Here is a 17,924-nt window from a genome sequence, read left to right as displayed (position 1 = left end):
GACACGACAAGCCACCCTGGGGTGCTTGCCGTGCCCTGCATCAGAAGTCCAGGGTGAGCCCTGCATACAGCGCACGGCCGTCGCCGGGTGAGTGCAGTGACGCATCTGCCCCATCGGGGTCGTACCAGACATACTCGTAGTAGCGGTTGGTCAGGTTCTTCAACTGCAGGTCCGCGCTTATGGTTTCGCTGAGTTTGTACGTCGCCCCGAGGTTCATCAGCACGTAGCCGCCATAGGTACCTTGGGTGTTCTCCCGCTCCAGGTAGTAGTTGCTCTGCCCGTTCGCCCAGGCAGTGAGCTGCAGCTTTGGAGTAGCCTGGTAGCTGATGCCGGTATTCCACAGGTGATGTGGCACGTGATCGATTTCCTGGCCCTTGCTACCTGGTAATGCGCTGCTGGGCTCAAGGATCTTGGAGTACTGCCAGGAGTACGACATCCATACCTCGGTGCGTTCATCCGGGTGCAGGTTGACCTGCAGGTCGTAGCCCCAGCGCCGTGTCTCACCGACATTGTCCGACTCCCCACTCGGGTCGTTCAGGCGCCGGCTCACTTCGCCAGAGGCGTCCTGACGCCAATAGGCCACACGGCCATCGACCCAGCTGGCCGGGGTGAACTTGACGCCGGTTTCCCAGCCTTCGTTGATCGAAGGGGACAGGTCCTCGTTGCGCGGCGGCACCTTGTAGGCTGCCGCACCGGTACCGACCTGGAAGGTACGGCCCCAGTTGGCGTAAACGCTGGCAAGCTTCCATGGCGAATAGACAATGCTGAGCTTGGGCTGCTTGATCAGCCCGTAGTCGTTGATGTCGTAGCCCTGTCCGGTCATCTTGTTGGTGAAGTCACCACTGATCTTGTCCACCCGGTAGGCCGGCACGATCTTGAGCGACTCCAACGGCTCGATCTCTGCCTGTACGTAGGCACCGACTGTGTTGAAGTCGAAGTCCTGGTCGCGTGTCTGCGCCTGGCGTACACGCGCTTGGGTACGGTAGCGCTCGCTGCGGTTCTGTTGCTTCTGCACATCGCTTCCACCTTCCAGCGCAAAGGCGTGCAGCCAGTCCACCTGTGGTCGCCAGGTCAGCGAGGTGATGGCGCCGTACTGGTCCTCGTAGGTGTCGCGCTCCTGCTGTGAACTGGTGCGCCAGTACTGGGTCCAGCGACGGTCGTCATAGGTGTTGAGGTAGGTCTTGGCCGACCAGGACAGGGTGTCGGCCAAGTCGGTGTCGAAGTGCACGCTGACCTGGTTCATGCGCCGCGTGCCTTTGTCCGTGGCGTTGTAGTCATTGGTCATGCGCGGATGATGGCGGGCGTCGTCCTCGGTCAGGTAGCCCGCTTCCTGGGCTTCGGACTCGTAGTGGCGCGCGATCAGACCAAGGCGGTAGCTGCCATCGTCAGGGGTATAGAACCACTTGCCGCCGAAGCTGTAGCGTTCGGTGTCGGCGTGGTCGCGATAACCGTCGACCTGTTGGCGGGCGAAGAAGTAGTTCTGCGTCCAGTTGCTGGTCTCGATGCCCTTGGCCAGTTGCACCTCTCGGGTATTAAAGCTGCCGTAGCGCAGGCGCGCCTTGTTGTAGTTACCGCCGGTGCGGGTGTTGATATTGACGTTGCCGGCGATGTTGTTCAGGCCATAGCGCGGGTCGCTGGTGCCGCGCACCACTTCGATGCTGTCGATGTCCATGGGGAACACCGAGTCGATGAAGGGCATGTTGCCGTCGTTGGTGTTACTGGGGATGCCATCGATCAGCAACTTGACCGCGTTCACTTCGCCTTCGCCATTGAAGCCGCGAAACGACAATTTGCCCGAGGTGGTGCCTTGGTTGAACTCGGTGAGCATCACCCCCGGTGCCCTGCGCAACAGCTCCCAGCTGTAGGCGACTGGCATTTTTTCGAGGATGTCACCGCCTAGAATATCCACCGAACTGAGCACGCTGCTGGTGGCCAGCGGGCCGCTTTCGGTGCTGGTCACGCTGACCGCACCGAGGGTTAGCGTCGAGTTCTCGGCAGCGCGTGTTTCGGCAATGACCGATGACAAAGGGCTGAGGCTATAAACAGCGAGCACGGGCAGGACGGCGCGTGCGGTATGACGAAACGCAGACATGAAGTGTTTCCTGAAGACAGTCGAGCAGCGCTGCGCGCCGCATGTCGCGGGGCAGCAATGGGTAAGCAACGACGGGTCAGGCCAGGGGAGAGGCGCGGGGGTTGAGCTTGGGCCACTGTTCACGCGGCAACGGCAGCTTGTGGCTGTCACCGAGCAGCAGTGCGTCGGGCCAGTAGCGGGGGAACAGGTGGCGATAGTAGTCGCTGGCCAGCAAGGCATGCGCGGCATGGCCACAGCAGCAGTCACCCGCCTGATGCTTGATTGGCGGCTGATCGTCCAGTTGCGGCAGGTCGGCCTTGAGCTGGGCCAGCAGTGACTTGGGCAAGCTCTGCGCACCGTGCAGGCTGCAAAAGCTTCCCAGAATCAGCGATTGGCTGTCGATGCTGGGGGATTGCAAGGCACGATCGAGCGGCATCGCCAGCAGGTTGAACAGCACGGCAATGCCTGCAAGCAAACACACAAGTGAGCGTGCACGTACGGTCATCTGACCCCCAGGCGATCAAGGCCCGTATTAAGCCTCATTCGCGATCAGGTATGAAATGTCGCTGCTGCGCCCTATTGTCGCAGGGCGCCCGCCTGGGCGAGGCACCTGTTATTTGCCCCGAATCAGGCGCCGCAGTGCAAAGCGGTTGGGGTGGCAGGCTTCGGCGACCGTTCGCGGTACCGGCAGCGGTTCGCCGCAGACCCAGGCCGCCACCAGTTCTGCGCTGAGCGGGGCCGTGATCAGGCCCCGCGAGCCGTGGCCGCTGTTGACGTACAGGCCCTCAAGCCAAGGGCACGCCACCTGCGGCACTTGTCGCGCGTCCCGGGCAAGCGCTGCATAGGCCTGGGCAAAAGCGTGGTCGTCGGCCAGAGGCCCGACGATAGGCAGGTAGTCCGGGCTGGTACACCTGAAAGCGACGCGGCCTTCAAGCGCCTGCGCATCGAACCCCGCCGCGCCAAGACGGTGGGACAGGTCTGGGGAAATTTCCTCCAGCAGCGCCAGGTTGCCCTCATGTTCGGCCGCTGTGGGGGTCAGGTCAGTGCTGTGGAAATCGAAGCTGGCGCCTAGGGTGTGCTCGCCGCATCGCGCGGGCGCCACGTAGCCTTGCGCGCACACCACGGTGCCCAGCGCCCGGCTTTGGGGTGTTGCGGGCAGTCGGGTGACCTGGCCACGAATACGCTTGAGCGGCAAGCCGGCGCACGGTTCGAACCGTTTGACCTCGGCAGCACTGGCCAGGATCATCACCGGCGCGTCGGCCAGCAACTGGTCACCGGCCCAGGCCTGCCACCGCCCGGCGACCTTGTGCAGCGACAGGACCTCCTGGTGCGTGACCAGGCGGATGTTGGGGTGCTCAAGCTGCTGGCGGCATAGCGCGGGCGGATGCACCCAACCGCCTTCGGGGTAGAACAGCCCGCCTGCCGGTAGGGTGGTGCCGGCAGTGGCCTGGGCCTGCTCCTGGGTCAATGCGTGCACAAGACCGGGGTCGAAGGCCTGCACCAGCTTGCCCTGGCGCGCCGCTTCCTTGTCGTCGAAGGCCAGTTGCAGGACGCCGCAGGCGTCCCAGTCCTCGCCGCGCTGAAGGTGCTCAAGCTGACGGCGGGTGTAACCGAAACCGGCGAGAATCATCCGGGACAAGGCCGTGCCGTGCGCCGATAGCTTGAGGTACAGCACCCCCTGCGGGTTGCCGGACGCTTCCTGCGCCGCTGACCCATGCCGCTCCAGTACCGTGACCTGCCAGCCGCGTCGGGCCAGGCTTGCCGCCGTGCAGCTGCCGGCCAGCCCGGCACCCACCACTACGGCCTGACGCGGCCCATCCCCTGCCGGCGGGCGGGTATACCAGGGCGCTGTAGGGGCAGGGGTCGGGCCCACATACACCCCGCTCATCACTTCCCACTTCTTGCCGATGCCAGGCACCTTCTTCATGGCAAAACCCGCCTCCACGAGGCTGCGGCGTACCCAGCCGGTGGTGGTGAACGTACCCAGCACGGTGCCGGGGTGGGACAGCCGCGCCAGTTGCGCGAACAGTGCCGGGGTCCACATGTCGGGGTTCTTGGCAGGGGCAAAGCCATCGAGGAACCAGACGTCGACCTGGGCGTCGAGCTCCGGCAATTGCTCGAGCACATCACCAATCAGCAAAGTGAGGGTGACGCGTCCACCGTCGAAGGTGAATTGCTGATACCCCGGATGCACCGCCACGTATTGGGCCAGCAAAGGCTGGCTGTAGGCGGCCAGCTCCGGCCACAGACTGATGGCACGGGCCAGGTCATCGCGGGCCAGGGGGAATTTCTCGACGCTGACGTAGTGAAGCCTGGCATCTGCGTGGGCGTGTTGCGCGAACAGTTGCCAGGCGCAGTAGAAATTCATGCCGGTGCCAAAGCCCGTCTCGCCGATGACCATGCAGGCCTCAGGCGCCATTGCAGTGAAACGTTCAGCCAGGCGGGTTTGTCCGAGAAACACATGGCGGGTTTCATCGATGCCTTCATTGACGGCGAAGTACACGTCATCGTAATGCCGCGAATGAGGGCGGCCCTGTTCGTCCCAGTCGATCTGGGCGTGCTGGAGCGGGGGAGTTACGGTCATGGCAGGTGCACAGCGACAAGCGACTGAAGAAGTGGCGATAGTCGCATGACTGGGGCTTTCTTGCAGCCCGAGCTCCCAACCCAGGTGGGCTTTTGCGCTAGTCTTGTCTATCCATTGAAGGAGCCCGTGCATGTTCGAATCTGCCGAAATTGGTCACAGCATCGACAAGCAAACCTACGACGCCGAGGTACCCGCCTTGCGTCAGGCACTGCTCGAGGCCCAGTATGAGCTCAAGCAGCAAGCGCGTTTTCCGGTCATTGTGCTGATCAACGGCGTGGAGGGGGCCGGCAAGGGCGAGACGGTCAAGCTGCTCAACGAGTGGATGGACCCGCGCATGATCGATGTGCTTACCTTCGATCAGCAGACCGACGAGGAACTGGCGCGGCCACCGGCCTGGCGTTACTGGCGCGCCTTGCCGCCCAAGGGGCGCATGGGGGTGTTTTTCGGCAACTGGTACAGCCAGATGCTGCAGGGGCGCGTGCATGGGGTGTTGAAGGACGCGGTCCTGGACCAGGCCATCAACGGTGCCGAACGCCTGGAGCAGATGCTGTGCGATGAAGGCGCGTTGATCATCAAGTTCTGGTTTCACCTTTCCAAGAAGCAGATGAAGGCGCGGCTCAAATCCCTCAAGGACGACCCCTTGCACAGCTGGAAGATCAGCCCGCTGGATTGGCAGCAGTCACACACCTACGACCGCTTCGTGCGTTTTGGGGAACGTGTGTTGCGCCGCACCAGCCGCGATTACGCACCTTGGCACATCGTCGAGGGAGTTGACCCCAATTACCGCAGCCTGGCCGTCGGGCGCATCCTGCTCGACAGCTTGCAGGCGGCCCTGGCCAATAACCCCAAGGGCAAGCACGTGGGCAATGTCGCGCCGCTTGGACGCAGCATCGACCAACGTAGCCTGCTGGGTGCCCTGGACCTGAGCTTGCGTCTGGACAAGGCGGACTATCAGGAGCAACTGGTCACCGAGCAGGCGCGCCTGGCCGGTTTGCTGCGTCACAAGCACATGCGCCGTCATGCCTTGGTAGCAGCCTTCGAGGGCAATGATGCGGCGGGCAAGGGTGGTGCGATCCGGCGCGTGGCCGCTGCCCTGGATCCGCGTCAGTACCGGATCGTGCCCGTTGCCGCACCTACCGAAGAAGAACGCGCGCAGCCTTACCTGTGGCGTTTCTGGCGGCACATTCCCGCGCGTGGCAAGTTCACCATCTTCGACCGTTCCTGGTATGGGCGGGTGCTGGTGGAGCGGGTCGAGGGGTTCTGCAGCCCTGCCGACTGGATGCGTGCCTATGGCGAAATCAACGACTTCGAAGAACAACTGGTGAATGCGGGCGTGGTGGTGGTCAAGTTCTGGCTGGCCATCGATCAGCAGACCCAGCTCGAGCGCTTCGAGGAGCGTGAGCAAACCCCGTTCAAGCGCTACAAGATCACCGAGGACGACTGGCGCAACCGCGACAAATGGGACGACTACAGCCAGGCCGTGGGCGATATGGTCGACCGCACCAGCAGCGAGATCGCGCCCTGGACGCTGGTTGAAGCCAACGACAAGCGCTGGGCACGGGTCAAGGTTCTGCGCACCATCAACGAAGCACTGGAAGCGGCGTTCGCCAAGCACAAGAAGTAGGCCGGGCTCGTACACCTGACATGAATGTGGGCTTGGGCAGCACAGCCGCGATCCGGCGTGTTGCCCGTATCATGCCCCCACAGAATGACGTGATGAATTCTTTTCCCGGCAGGGCTGCTCAGCTTGCCTGCGCAGCCCCGTAGAATTCAGCCACCCCCACCACGGATCTGATCGAGGACACCATGCACACCACCTCCGGCCGTTGGGTTCACGGCCTGCTGCTTGCCCTGCTGACGGCACTGCTGTGGGGCATCCTGCCGATCAAGCTCAAGCAGGTGCTGCAGGTGATGGACCCGTTGACGGTGACCTGGTATCGCCTGCTGGTGTCCGGTGGGTTGCTGTGCGCCTGGCTGACGGCCAACCGCCGCCTGCCGTCGTTCGGCCGGCTCACGCCCAAGGGCAGGGGCCTGGTTGGGGTGGCGGTGCTGGGCTTGATGGGCAATTACGTGCTGTACCTGATCGGCTTGAAGTTGCTCAGCCCTGGTACCGCGCAGCTGGTGGTGCAACTGGGGCCGGTGCTGCTGCTGGTGGCCAGTGTGTTCGTGTTTCGCGAGCGCTTCAGCGTGGGGCAGGGGGTGGGGCTGTTGATCCTGCTGGCAGGTTTCGGGCTGTTCTTCAACCAGCGCCTGGAGGAGCTGTTGACCTCCCTTGGCGCCTACACCACCGGTGTGCTCACCATTGTGCTGGCCACCAGTATCTGGGTGTTCTACGCCTTGAGCCAGAAGCAGTTGCTGACGGTGTGGAATTCGCAGCAGGTGATGATGGTGATCTACCTGTGCTGCGCAGCGCTGCTGACGCCTTGGGTGCAGCCGCTGGAGGTCTTGCAACTGAGCCCCGTACAGGGCTGGCTACTGCTGGCGTGCTGCCTGAATACGCTGGTGGCCTATGGCGCCTTTGCCGAAGCCCTGGCGCATTGGGAGGCTTCCCGGGTCAGTGCGACGCTGGCATTGACGCCATTGGTGACGTTCGTGGCGGTGGCACTGGCTGCGCTGGCGTGGCCTGATTATGTGCAGGCCGAGCAGATCAACCTGTTGGGGTATGTAGGGGCCGTGGTCGTGGTGGCAGGCTCTGCGCTGGTAGCGCTCGGGCCTTCGCTGGTGGCGGGATGGCGGGCACGTCGTGCCCGGCTGGCGCAAGTGTCCTAGGTGTCCTAGGTGTTGGGGGCGGGTAACACTTAGCTGGCCCAGATGCGGTGCAAGGTAGTTGCTTGCACATCAAATGCGCAAGCCTTCTTGGCGTTGCCAAAAAAAGGGGCCACGCAGGCAGCCCCCCAACCCCTCAACCCTTGCCACCCGGCGCCAGCATGTTTTCAGGCTTTACCCACTCATCGAACTGCTCGTTGGTCAGGTAGTCCAGCTCAAGCGCTGCCTCACGCAGGGTCTTGCCCTCACCATAGGCTTTCTTGGCAATCTCGGCAGCCTTGTCGTACCCGATATGCGGGTTCAGTGCCGTCACCAGCATCAGCCCCCGCTCCAGGTGTGCGGCCATCTGCTCGGCATCTGGCTCGATGCCCGCCACGCAATGCTCCTGGAAGTTGCGGCAACCGTCTGCCAACAATTCGATGGACTGCAGCAGGTTGTGGATGATCACCGGCTTGAACACGTTCAGCTGCAGATGCCCCTGGCTGGCGGCAAAGCCGATGGTGGTGTCGTTGCCCAGCACCTGGCAGGCCAGCATCGACAGCGCCTCGCACTGGGTCGGGTTGACCTTGCCGGGCATGATCGAGCTGCCGGGCTCGTTGGCGGGCAAGCGCACCTCGGCCAATCCCGCACGGGGGCCTGACCCGAGCAGGCGCAGGTCATTGGCGATCTTCATCAAGGCCACCGCCAGGGTTTTCAACCCCCCAGCCAGGCTGGTCAGCGGCTCGTGCCCGGCCAGCGCTGCAAACTTGTTGGGCGCGGTCACGAAGGGTAGCCCGGACAAGGCAGCCAGCTCGGCAGCGATGGCTTCGGCGAAGCCCTGGGGCGCATTGAGGCCCGTGCCCACCGCCGTGCCGCCCTGGGCCAGCTCATACACCGCCGGCAGGCTGGCGCGGATGGCGCGCTGGGCATAATCGAGCTGCGCCACGAATGCCGAGACTTCCTGGCCGAAGGTGATCGGCGTGGCATCCATCATGTGCGTGCGCCCGGTCTTGACCAGGCGATGATGACGGGCCGACAACTCGGCCAGGCCCGAGGACAGCTCGGCGATGGCCGGCAGCAGTTGCTCGTGCACGGCCTGGGCGGCTGCGATGTGCATGGCGGTGGGGAAGCAGTCGTTGGAGCTCTGGGAGCGGTTGACGTGATCGTTGGGGTGCACCGGCGACTTGCCGCCGCGCACCTGGCCGGCCAGTTCGTTGGCGCGACCTGCGATCACCTCGTTGACGTTCATGTTGCTCTGCGTGCCACTGCCGGTCTGCCAGACTACCAGTGGGAATTGATCGTCATGCTTGCCATCGAGGACCTCGTCGGCGGCCTGCTCGATCAGCCGGGCAATGTCGGCGGGCAGGGCGCCGTTGCGGTCGTTGACGCGGGCAGCGGCTTTCTTGATCAGGGCCAGGGCATGCAGCACGGCGAGCGGCATGCGTTGCTGGCCGATGGCAAAGTTGATCAACGAGCGCTGGGTCTGGGCGCCCCAGTAGGCGTGCTCAGGAACTTCGACCGGCCCAAGGCTGTCTGTTTCGATACGGCTCATGCTGCATTCACTCCCTTGTCAGTCAGAATCAGCAGTTTAGGCCCTCATGCGACCTGGCGGTTCAATCGCCTGTCGTGCTACTTGAGCAGCTCGCCCTGGCGGGCGCAGAATGCTCGCTCTGAGGTACCGCCTCCCCCCTCCTGAAGGAAATGCAATGACCCGTCTTCGTGTCCTCTGTGCTGCAGTCGCCCTGGCTTGCGCCAGTGGCCAGGTCCTGGCCGCCACCGCCAGCCACAACGCCGCTGCCGAGAAATTCCTGACCCTGGCCAATGCCGACAAACTGGGCACGCCGGTGTACATGCAAGTGCAGCAGATGTTTGCCCAGCGCTTCGCCCAGACCAAGGCGCCTGCCTCCAAGCAGCCCGTACTGGAAAGCTACCAGGCCAAGGCCAACGCCGCGCTGGACAACGCCATCGGCTGGAACAAGCTCAAGCCCAAGATGGTCGACCTGTACACCCAGACCTTTACCGAGCAAGAACTCAAGGACCTGGTCAAGTTCTACGAGTCGCCCCTTGGCCGCAAGGTGCTGCGCGAGATGCCCAAGGTCACCCAGCAATCGGCTCAGCTGACCCAGCAGACCCTCGAACCTGCGGTGCCGGTGGTCAACAAGCTGCTTGAAGACATGACCAAGCAGCTGGACCCCAACTATGGCAAGGCAGCCGCGCCAGCCAAGAAGTGAGCACGGCCATGAACATGCAACAGCGTATCGAACAGCAACTGGCAAGCCTGACGCCTCAGCACCTGCAGGTGCTCGATGAAAGCCACATGCACAGCCGTGGTCAGCAGACCCACTACAAGGCGGTGATCGTGAGCGATGTGTTCGCAGGCCTGAACAGCGTCAAGCGGCATCAGAAGGTGTACGCGACCATGGGTGAGCTGATGGGCCAGATTCATGCGCTGGCCATCCACACCTATACCGGCGATGAGTGGGCGCAGGTCGGCAGTGCGCCGGCATCGCCTGTATGCGCCGGCGGCGGGCACTGAAACCTTGCTGTTGTTCTGGTAGAATCCGCTTCATCCCAAAAAGGGGCTGCTGCACAGCCCATCGCAGGTCCCCCAGCTGCTTCAGGTAAACCCCCTGCGTTGACGCACCGGGCACCTGAAGCGGCAGGCGTGCCTGCGGTGGGCGTGCAGCGGCCCTTTGTTCATTGTGTAGCCCGGTCTGCCCCTTACGAGGGCAACCACCTGGAGAACCCGATTCATGTCCCACCCTATCGTCGTCGCGGCGCTGTACAAGTTCGTCACCTTGCAAGACTACGTCGAACTGCGCGAGCCGCTGCTCAAGGCCATGCTCGACAACCACGTCAAAGGCACCTTGCTATTGGCCCATGAAGGCATCAACGGCACCGTGTCAGCCACCCGCGAAGGCATCGACGGCCTGCTGGCCTGGCTGCGCAGCGACCCGCGCCTGGTGGACATCGACCACAAGGAGTCGTACTGCGACGAGCAGCCCTTCTACCGTACCAAGGTCAAGCTCAAGAAAGAGATCGTCACCCTGGGCGTGCCTGGGGTCGATCCCAACCAGGCGGTGGGCACCTACGTCGAGCCCAAGGACTGGAACGCGCTGATCAGCGACCCCGAGGTACTGCTGGTCGATACGCGCAACGACTACGAAGTGGCCATCGGCACGTTCAAAGGGGCCGTCGACCCCAAGACCGAAACGTTCCGCGAATTTCCCGCCTACATCAAGGCCAACTTCGACCCAGCCCGCCACAAGAAGGTCGCCATGTTCTGCACCGGCGGCATTCGTTGCGAAAAAGCGTCCAGCTATATGCTCGGTGAAGGTTTCGAGGAGGTCTATCATCTCAAGGGTGGCATCCTGAAGTACTTCGAGGAGGTACCTGAGGAACAAAGCCTGTGGGAGGGCGACTGCTTCGTGTTCGATAACCGCGTCACGGTTCGCCATGACCTGAGCGAGGGTGAATACGACCAGTGCCACGCCTGCCGTCATCCGATCAATGCCCAGGAGCGTGCCTCGGAGCACTATTCGCCAGGTGTAAGCTGCCCGCACTGCTGGGATTCGCTGAGCGAAAAGACCCGCCGCAGCGCCATCGACCGGCAGAAGCAGATCGAGCTGGCCAAGGCCCGCAACCTGCCACACCCGATTGGCCACAACTACAAAGCCGAGGCTTGATCCATGTCTGCGCGCCTGATCTACGTGATGGACCCGATGTGTTCCTGGTGCTGGGGCTTCGCCCCGGTGGCCAGTGCGCTGATCGATCAGGCAAATCAGGCAGGCGTGCCGACCCATCTGGTAGTCGGCGGGCTGCGCAGTGGCAGTGCCGCGCTGGACGGCGCCACCCGCAAGTACATTCTCGAGCATTGGCAGGCCGTGGCCGAAACAACGGGGCAGCCTTTCACGTTCGAGGGCGCCATGCCCGACGGCTTTGTCTACGACACTGAACCGGCCTGCCGGGCACTGGTAGCGGCCCGCGAGCTGGACGGCGAGCGCCTCTGGCCCCTGCTGGCAGCCATACAGTCTGCGTTCTATGAAGGGGCTCATGACGTGACCACCGCCCCGCATCTGGTGGAGCTGGCCGAGCAGGCGGGTTTCGCGCGCGGGCTGTTTGCCGAGGCATTCACCCGCGCCGAAACCCGCGCTGCGACTGCGGCGGATTTCGCCTGGGCCCAGGGCTTGGGCATCGCAGGGTTCCCGACCTTGCTCGCTGAGCGCAACGGTCAGCTGGCCTTGCTGACCAACGGGTATCAGCCGCTCGAGCGTCTGCAACCGTTGCTTGGCCGCTGGCTGCAGCAGGCCGCCAGTGCTTGATGTGCCCGGGTCGCCCGACCCGGCGCCGTCCAAGCCGGTGGGCTCGGCCGACCGGTTGAGCTGGTCGGAAATCCGGCGCCTTGCCCTGCACCATAAAAAGCAGCTGTGGACGGCGAACCTGATTGCCGTGCTGGCAGCGTGTTGCAGTGTCCCGATTCCATTGTTGCTGCCGCTGCTGGTGGATGAAGTGCTGCTCGGGCATGGCGATGCCGCGCTCAAGTGGATGAACCAGCTGTTGCCGTCTGGCTGGCAGGTCGCAGCGGGCTATATCGGCCTGATGTTGTGCCTGACCTTGTGCCTGCGCCTGGCGGCACTGGCGTTCAACGTCATCCAGGCCAGGCTGTTCGCCGGCTTGGCCAAGGACATCGTCTACCGGCTACGCATTCGCCTGATCGAACGGCTCAAGCGTATTTCCCTGAAAGAGTACGAGAACCTGGGCAGCGGCACGGTCACCACGCATCTGGTCACCGACCTGGACACCCTGGACAAGTTCGTGGGTGAGACCCTCAGTCGCTTTCTGGTCGCCATGCTCACCCTCACCGGCACGGCCGCCATCCTGCTGTGGATGCACTGGCAACTGGCGCTGCTGATCCTGTTGTTCAACCCGCTGGTCATCTACTTCACGGTGCAGTTGGGCAAGCGGGTCAAGCACCTGAAGAAGCTCGAAAACGACAGCACGGCACGCTTCACCCAGGCGCTGGCCGAAACGCTCGATGCCATCCAGGAGGTCCGCGCCAGCAACCGTCAGGGCTATTTCCTCGGTCGATTGGGCGTCAAGGCCCGCGAGGTGCGCGACTACGCCGTGGAGTCGCAGTGGAAGAGCGACGCCAGCGGCCGTGCCAGCGGGCTGCTGTTCCAGTTCGGCATCGACATCTTCCGCGCAGCGGCCATGTTGACGGTGTTGTTCTCGGACCTGTCGATCGGCCAGATGCTTGCCGTCTTCAGCTACCTCTGGTTCATGATCGGCCCGGTCGAGCAGTTGCTGAACCTGCAATATGCCTACTATGCCGCGGGCGGCGCGCTCAATCGCCTCAATGAGCTGCTGGCACGCGCCGACGAGCCCCAGTACCCGGCGGCCAGTGACCCCTTCGCCGGGCACGCCACGGTGGGCATCGAGGTCCGGGACCTGTCCTTTGCCTACGCCGACGAACCCGTGCTGGACAACCTGAACCTGGCCATCGCACCCGGTGAGAAGGTGGCCATTGTCGGCGCCAGCGGGGGCGGCAAGAGCACGCTCGTGCAGCTGCTGCTCGGGCTGTACAGCGCAGATGCAGGCACCATTCGCTTCGGTGGTGCCACCCTGCAGGAAATCGGCCTGGAAACCCTGCGTGAGCAGGTGGCGGTGGTGTTGCAGCATCCGTCGCTGTTCAACGACAGCGTGCGGGCCAACCTGACCATGGGCCGGGACTGCACCGACGATGCCTGCTGGCAGGCATTACGGATCGCCCAGCTCGACGCCACCATCGCCGCGCTCCCTCACGGGCTGGACAGCGTGGTCGGGCGCTCGGGCGTACGCTTGTCCGGCGGCCAGCGTCAACGGCTGGCCATTGCACGCATGGTGCTGGCCGAGCCTAAGGTAGTCATCCTGGACGAAGCCACCTCGGCGCTGGACGCTGCCACCGAGTACAACCTGCACCAGGCGCTGGCGCGTTTTCTCAAAGGCCGCACCACACTGATCATTGCCCACCGCTTGTCGGCGGTGAAGCAGGCGGACCGGGTGCTGGTGTTCGACGGCGGTCATGTGGCAGAGGACGGTGACCATCAGCAGCTGATTGCCGAGGGTGGGTTGTACGCCAAACTGTATGGGCACCTGCAGCAGATCTAAGGGCTGTGAGAAGTGGCTTGGGACGACGGTCAGGCGGGGCTGCTTGTAACACAACCTCACCGAGTATCGTAATGCGGTTCACTTAAGATCGTTAGGGCCGCTGCGCGGCCCATCGCGGCCGGTCCGGCGCCCCGGCGAGGCCGCTCCTATAGGGGCCCGTGTCACTCGAGATCGTGTAGCCCTACCTGCGCAGCCACTGTCTTTGCACCGTACTTGAAAGCTACCGAATTGGGTGTAGGAGCGGCCCTTGTGCCGCGATGGGCCGCGTAGCGGCCCTAAACGAACAACATCAAACCGAGTTCTCGAGCTTTTCACACCCAGTCTAAGGCTTGAGCAATCGCAGGAATTCCACACCGGCCGGCGCCATCACCTGTTCGGCCCGCGTGATGACGCCGATCTCGCGTACCACGCCCGGATGATCCACCACCACCTTGCTCACTTCGTCACGGCCCTCGTCGGCCGACTCGGGCAACAATGCAACACCCTGGCCCTGGCGCACCAGGGCCAGCACCGTCGACATGTAATTGGCTTCAAGCCCTGCCGCCAGGGGCAGGCGCGCGTCGGCGAACAGCCGCTCGACCAGGTTGCGCACGCTGCTGTCCCGTCCGGTCAGCAGCATGGGGTATGCCGCCGCTTCGGCCAGGGTCACCGCTGTCCGCCTGGCCAAGGGGTGGTCGTGCGGCACGTACAGGCACAGGCGATCTTCGAGCAGGGCCTTGAACGCCAGCCCCTGGGTAGGCCGCGCCTGTACACCCAGGCCGAAATCCACTTCTTGCTCCAGCACCAGCGTATCGATGCGCTGGGCTACCACGTCGCGCAGCCGGACCTCGATGCCGGGGAAGCGTTCGCGAAAGCGCTGCACCACGCCTGGCAGCAGCCCCGAGCATAGTGAGGGCAGGGCCGCGATGGTCAGTACGCCCCGACGGGAGGTGGCATGGTCGCGGGCCGCTTCGACGATGTTGTCCAGGTCGAGCAGCAACTTTTCCATCGGCAGCAATGCATGCTGACCGGCAGCGGTCAGGCCAACGTGGCGCGGGCTGCGTTCGAGCAAAGTCACCCCGAGCCAGTCTTCGAGTTGGCGAATCTGCACGGTGAGCGCCGAAGGCGACAGGTTCAAGGCCACGGCCGCTTTGGAAAAGTTGCCGGTTTGCGCCACGGCCAGGAACGCGCGGATGAGCTGGATCGCATTTTTCATTTTGTTTTTCCGAACGTGGCCTGCCGAATATTTCAATTCACAGAGCCTAACGCCGTTGTTATTACTCTTGCAAAACAACAACAGGGCCTTCTCTCGTAATCGCGAACCAGAGGCCGAAGAGGAAACCCCATGCTCGCCACCCTCGGTGTCGCCACTATCCTGTGCATGCTCGTGAGCATCATGAGCAAGCGCATCTCCCCCTTGGTCGCCCTGATTGCCCTGCCCATCATCGCGGCGCTGCTCGGCGGCTTCGGCCTGCAAACCAGCGGCTTCATCATCACCGGCATCAAGAACGTCGCCCCGGTCGTGGGCATGTTCGTCTTTGCCATCTTGTTCTTCGGCATCATGACCGACGCCGGCATGCTCGACCCGATCATTGATCGCATCCTCAAGCGCGTCGGCACACGCCCGACGCGCATCGTCATGGGCACGGCCTTGTTGGCCTTGCTGGTGCATCTGGACGGTTCGGGCGCAGTGACCTTCCTGGTGACCATTCCGGCGATGCTGCCGCTGTACACGCGCCTTGGCATGGACAAGCGCATTCTGGCCTGCGTCACGGCCATGGCGGCCGGGGTCAACTTCCTGCCCTGGACCGGCCCGGTGCTGCGCTCATCGGCAGCGTTGCACGTGCCGGTGGCCGACCTGTTCCAGCCGCTGATTCCGGTGCAGATCGTCGGGCTGATCTTCGTCTTCGCCTGTGCCTACTGGCTTGGGCGCCGCGAAGAACGGCGCCTGGGTTTGGGCCGCGACCAGCTCGACGTCACGCCGCACCAACGTACGCTCACCGACGCCGAGCGCGAGCTGCGCAAGCCCCGCCTGTTCTGGCCGAACCTGCTGCTGACCCTGGTGGTGATGGGGATCATGATCGCAGGGGTGGTGGACCCGGTGGTGATGTTCATGGTCGGCACCGTGCTTGCCTTGTGCCTGAACTACCCCAACGTGGACGCGCAGCGGGCGCGCATCGACGCCCATGCCAAGACCGCCCTGACCATGGCCAGCATTCTTCTGGCCGCTGGGGTCTTCACCGGCATCATGCAAGGCACCGGCATGCTCAAGGCCATGGCCGAGGTGGCGGTGGGGCAGATTCCCGCAGGGCACGGCCAACTGATTCCTGCGGTGGTCGGCTTTCTGTCCATGCCTTTGAGCCTGCTGTTCGACCCGGATTCGTTCTATTTCGGCATCATGCCGGTGGTCGCCGAGGTGGGCAGGGCCTTGGGCGTGGACCCGATGCAAGTGGCCCAGGCTTCGCTTCTGGGTGTGCACACCACGGGCTTTCCGGTCAGCCCACTGACCCCCGCGACCTTCCTGCTGGTCGGCCTGTGCAAGATCGAACTGGCCGATCACCAACGCTTTACCATCCCTTTCCTGTTCGCGGCCTCGGTCCTGATGACCTTGACCGCCTTGGTCATTGGAGTTTTCTAGATGAAAACCATACGCATCGGCGCTGGCGCCGGCTACTCGGGCGACCGCATCGAGCCGGCCATCGAGTTGGCGCAACAGGGCGAACTGGATTACCTGGTGTTCGAGTGCCTGGCCGAGCGCACCATCGCCCTGGCGCAGCAAGCGCGGCTGCTCGACCCGCACGGTGGTTTCGACCCCCTGCTGGGCGAGCGCATGCGCCGCGTGCTGCCCTATGTAGGCACAGGGGCCGACGGCACGCGGCGGCGCCTGCGCATCATCACCAACATGGGGGCGGCCAACCCACTGGGCGCGGCCAGTGAAATCCGCCGCATTGCGGCTGAACTCGGTATGCCTGGTATCAAGGTAGCGGCGCTGACCGGCGACGATGTGCTCGCCACCTTGCAGCAACGGCCCGAACAGACCCTCGACAACGGCGCCACCCTGGCTGAGCTCGGCGACCGGTTGATTTCAGCCAACGCTTATGTGGGCGCAGCAGGCATTGTGCAGGCCTTGCAGGCCGATGCCGACGTTGTGGTCACTGGCCGGGTGGCCGATCCGTCGCTGTTTCTCGCGCCGCAGCTGTTCGAGTTCGGCTGGCGCGAGGACGACTGGACGTTGCTCGGGCGCGGCACCCTGGTTGGGCACCTGCTCGAATGCGCAGGGCAGATCAGTGGCGGCTACTTCGCCGATCCCGGTGTGAAGGAGGTGCCCGACCTCGACCGCCTCGGTTTCCCACTGGCCGAAATCGATGCAACGGGCCATGCGGTGATCAGCAAGGTGGCCGGTTCCGGCGGGCGCATTGATACTTCTACCTGTACTGAGCAACTGCTGTACGAAGTCCATGACCCGGCCGCTTACCTTACGCCCGATGTGACCGCTGATTTCAGCCAGGTGGCGTTTCAGGCCCTGGCCCAGGATGAGGTCCGGGTGCAGGGCGCTGATGGGCGCGCGCGCCCGGAGGCGTTGAAGGTGTCGGTGGGTTTTCTCGACGGTTGGATCGGCGAAGGGCAGATGTCCTATGGCGGCCCTGGTGCAGTAGCCCGCGGGCGCCTGGCCGAAGCCATCGTACGCAAGCGACTGCAACTGACCGGTGTGGCCTGCGAGGACATCCGCAGCGATCTAATTGGCGTCAGTGCCCTGCACGGTGATGACCTGGGCCAGCGCGCCCAGGGCGAACCCTGGGAGGTGCGGCTGCGTGTGGTGGCGCGCTGCGTCTCCAAAAGCGATGCGGTGCGCATCGGCAACGAGGTGGAAACCCTTTATACCAATGGTCCCTATGGCGGCGGTGGGGCGAGCAAGTCGGTGCGTCAGGTAGTGGCGGTGGCTTCGCTGTTGCTGCCCAGGGACGCGGTGACCTTGCAGGTGCATCTGGAGGAGATGGCATGAGTACCCCGACAAAACTGCGGGACATAGCCCACAGCCGTACCGGCGACAAGGGCGACACGTCGAACATCTCGGTAATCGCCTTTGATTCTGCTGACTACCCGCGCCTGGCCCAGTGGCTCACGGTAGCGCGCGTCACGGCCCACTTTGCCGAACTTCTGGACCCGGCAGGGCCCCCCGTTCGCCGGTACGAGTTGGCGCAGCTCGGGGCGTTGAACTTCGTGCTGCCCGGGATCCTGCGCGGTGGTGTGACCCGATCGCTGGCGTTGGATGCCCATGGCAAGGCGCTGGGGGCGGCACTGCTGGACCTCGAACTCTGACAAGGGGTTGGCCTGCGGCGTGCGCGGTGATCAAGCTCGGCCCCCGCGTTGCGCACCTTGAGTTGATCAAAAGCTAGG

Annotated in this window: 15 protein-coding genes; 10 read left to right on the top strand and 5 right to left on the bottom strand. The window is 63.8% G+C overall.

Annotated features, from left to right (window positions below):
• Positions 1 to 40 precede the first annotated feature (40 nt).
• The 3 genes from ACF8R3_RS11355 to mnmC all read right to left on the bottom strand — a co-directional run bounded on the left by ACF8R3_RS11355 (position 41) and on the right by mnmC (position 4,655).
• Complete coding sequence (locus ACF8R3_RS11355) at positions 41 to 2,092, bottom strand: TonB-dependent receptor (RefSeq protein ID WP_392515613.1); 2,052 nt, start codon at positions 2,090 to 2,092, stop codon at positions 41 to 43.
• A gap of 76 nt (positions 2,093 to 2,168) precedes the next feature.
• Positions 2,169 to 2,576 carry a DUF2946 family protein gene (locus ACF8R3_RS11350; protein WP_196121852.1) on the bottom strand — a complete coding sequence of 136 codons (408 nt, stop codon included), beginning with the start codon at positions 2,574 to 2,576 and terminating at the stop codon, positions 2,169 to 2,171.
• A 108-nt stretch (positions 2,577 to 2,684) separates the two neighbouring features.
• Positions 2,685 to 4,655 (bottom strand): bifunctional tRNA (5-methylaminomethyl-2-thiouridine)(34)-methyltransferase MnmD/FAD-dependent 5-carboxymethylaminomethyl-2-thiouridine(34) oxidoreductase MnmC, encoded by a 1,971-nt coding sequence (mnmC, locus tag ACF8R3_RS11345; RefSeq protein WP_196127572.1) that lies wholly within the window; start codon positions 4,653 to 4,655, stop codon positions 2,685 to 2,687.
• A gap of 130 nt (positions 4,656 to 4,785) precedes the next feature.
• Between mnmC and pap the strand changes: the two genes are divergently transcribed.
• Complete coding sequence (gene pap / locus ACF8R3_RS11340; RefSeq protein WP_058637566.1) at positions 4,786 to 6,279, top strand: polyphosphate:AMP phosphotransferase; 1,494 nt, start codon at positions 4,786 to 4,788, stop codon at positions 6,277 to 6,279.
• A 182-nt stretch (positions 6,280 to 6,461) separates the two neighbouring features.
• Positions 6,462 to 7,424 (top strand): DMT family transporter, encoded by a 963-nt coding sequence (locus ACF8R3_RS11335; protein ID WP_167339277.1) that lies wholly within the window; start codon positions 6,462 to 6,464, stop codon positions 7,422 to 7,424.
• Positions 7,425 to 7,557: 133 nt separating this feature from the next.
• On the opposite strand, the gene ACF8R3_RS11330 is transcribed toward ACF8R3_RS11335, so the two are convergent.
• Positions 7,558 to 8,952, bottom strand: coding sequence for a class II fumarate hydratase (locus ACF8R3_RS11330; protein ID WP_058605623.1), 1,395 nt, complete (start codon positions 8,950 to 8,952; stop codon positions 7,558 to 7,560).
• A 154-nt stretch (positions 8,953 to 9,106) separates the two neighbouring features.
• Here ACF8R3_RS11330 and ACF8R3_RS11325 point away from each other — a divergent pair, with 154 nt between their 5' ends.
• From ACF8R3_RS11325 to ACF8R3_RS11305, 5 genes are all read left to right on the top strand, one after another.
• Complete coding sequence (locus ACF8R3_RS11325) at positions 9,107 to 9,631, top strand: DUF2059 domain-containing protein (RefSeq protein ID WP_058605622.1); 525 nt, start codon at positions 9,107 to 9,109, stop codon at positions 9,629 to 9,631.
• Positions 9,632 to 9,639: 8 nt separating this feature from the next.
• On the top strand, positions 9,640 to 9,936 hold the full coding sequence (locus ACF8R3_RS11320; RefSeq protein WP_058637568.1) for a BolA family transcriptional regulator: 297 nt from the start codon (positions 9,640 to 9,642) through the stop codon (positions 9,934 to 9,936).
• A gap of 217 nt (positions 9,937 to 10,153) precedes the next feature.
• Positions 10,154 to 11,086 (top strand): rhodanese-related sulfurtransferase, encoded by a 933-nt coding sequence (locus tag ACF8R3_RS11315; protein WP_078478918.1) that lies wholly within the window; start codon positions 10,154 to 10,156, stop codon positions 11,084 to 11,086.
• Positions 11,087 to 11,089: 3 nt separating this feature from the next.
• Positions 11,090 to 11,722, top strand: a complete 633-nt coding sequence (locus tag ACF8R3_RS11310; protein ID WP_058637570.1) for a DsbA family protein — start codon at positions 11,090 to 11,092, stop codon at positions 11,720 to 11,722.
• Entirely contained in the window at positions 11,715 to 13,547 is a 1,833-nt protein-coding gene (locus ACF8R3_RS11305) for an ABC transporter ATP-binding protein (RefSeq protein ID WP_058605618.1), read from the top strand. The genes ACF8R3_RS11310 and ACF8R3_RS11305 overlap by 8 nt, the downstream gene beginning before the upstream one ends.
• 322 nt (positions 13,548 to 13,869) lie before the next feature.
• On the opposite strand, the gene ACF8R3_RS11300 is transcribed toward ACF8R3_RS11305, so the two are convergent.
• The gene (locus tag ACF8R3_RS11300; RefSeq protein WP_058637571.1) at positions 13,870 to 14,742 is read right to left on the bottom strand and encodes a LysR family transcriptional regulator; all 873 of its coding nucleotides are present in this window, start codon (positions 14,740 to 14,742) and stop codon (positions 13,870 to 13,872) included.
• Between the two features lie 129 nt (positions 14,743 to 14,871).
• Between ACF8R3_RS11300 and ACF8R3_RS11295 the strand changes: the two genes are divergently transcribed.
• The 3 genes from ACF8R3_RS11295 to ACF8R3_RS11285 are packed head-to-tail and all read left to right on the top strand — an operon-like array spanning position 14,872 to position 17,846.
• Positions 14,872 to 16,164 (top strand): CitMHS family transporter, encoded by a 1,293-nt coding sequence (locus tag ACF8R3_RS11295; RefSeq protein WP_196136251.1) that lies wholly within the window; start codon positions 14,872 to 14,874, stop codon positions 16,162 to 16,164.
• Entirely contained in the window at positions 16,165 to 17,529 is a 1,365-nt protein-coding gene (locus tag ACF8R3_RS11290) for an acyclic terpene utilization AtuA family protein (protein ID WP_392515612.1), read from the top strand.
• The gene (locus ACF8R3_RS11285; RefSeq protein ID WP_058637574.1) at positions 17,526 to 17,846 is read left to right on the top strand and encodes a hypothetical protein; all 321 of its coding nucleotides are present in this window, start codon (positions 17,526 to 17,528) and stop codon (positions 17,844 to 17,846) included. The genes ACF8R3_RS11290 and ACF8R3_RS11285 overlap by 4 nt, the downstream gene beginning before the upstream one ends.
• Positions 17,847 to 17,924: the final 78 nt, after the last annotated feature.

Source organism: Pseudomonas sp. FYR_7 (assembly GCF_043106155.1).
GTDB lineage: Bacteria > Pseudomonadota > Gammaproteobacteria > Pseudomonadales > Pseudomonadaceae > Aquipseudomonas > Aquipseudomonas parafulva_B.
The sequence above is the reverse complement of the archived record's forward strand: the minus strand, read 5'-3'. Positions and strand labels throughout refer to the sequence as shown.

Coding starts and splice junctions, on each gene's coding strand:
- ACF8R3_RS11355 (WP_392515613.1), bottom strand. CDS start 2,092: ATGTCTGCGTTTCGTCATACCGCACGCGCCGTCCTGCCCGTGCTCGCT.
- ACF8R3_RS11350 (WP_196121852.1), bottom strand. CDS start 2,576: ATGACCGTACGTGCACGCTCACTTGTGTGTTTGCTTGCAGGCATTGCC.
- mnmC (WP_196127572.1), bottom strand. CDS start 4,655: ATGACCGTAACTCCCCCGCTCCAGCACGCCCAGATCGACTGGGACGAA.
- pap (WP_058637566.1), top strand. CDS start 4,786: ATGTTCGAATCTGCCGAAATTGGTCACAGCATCGACAAGCAAACCTAC.
- ACF8R3_RS11335 (WP_167339277.1), top strand. CDS start 6,462: ATGCACACCACCTCCGGCCGTTGGGTTCACGGCCTGCTGCTTGCCCTG.
- ACF8R3_RS11330 (WP_058605623.1), bottom strand. CDS start 8,952: ATGAGCCGTATCGAAACAGACAGCCTTGGGCCGGTCGAAGTTCCTGAG.
- ACF8R3_RS11325 (WP_058605622.1), top strand. CDS start 9,107: ATGACCCGTCTTCGTGTCCTCTGTGCTGCAGTCGCCCTGGCTTGCGCC.
- ACF8R3_RS11320 (WP_058637568.1), top strand. CDS start 9,640: ATGAACATGCAACAGCGTATCGAACAGCAACTGGCAAGCCTGACGCCT.
- ACF8R3_RS11315 (WP_078478918.1), top strand. CDS start 10,154: ATGTCCCACCCTATCGTCGTCGCGGCGCTGTACAAGTTCGTCACCTTG.
- ACF8R3_RS11310 (WP_058637570.1), top strand. CDS start 11,090: ATGTCTGCGCGCCTGATCTACGTGATGGACCCGATGTGTTCCTGGTGC.
- ACF8R3_RS11300 (WP_058637571.1), bottom strand. CDS start 14,742: ATGAAAAATGCGATCCAGCTCATCCGCGCGTTCCTGGCCGTGGCGCAA.
- ACF8R3_RS11295 (WP_196136251.1), top strand. CDS start 14,872: ATGCTCGCCACCCTCGGTGTCGCCACTATCCTGTGCATGCTCGTGAGC.
- ACF8R3_RS11290 (WP_392515612.1), top strand. CDS start 16,165: ATGAAAACCATACGCATCGGCGCTGGCGCCGGCTACTCGGGCGACCGC.
- ACF8R3_RS11285 (WP_058637574.1), top strand. CDS start 17,526: ATGAGTACCCCGACAAAACTGCGGGACATAGCCCACAGCCGTACCGGC.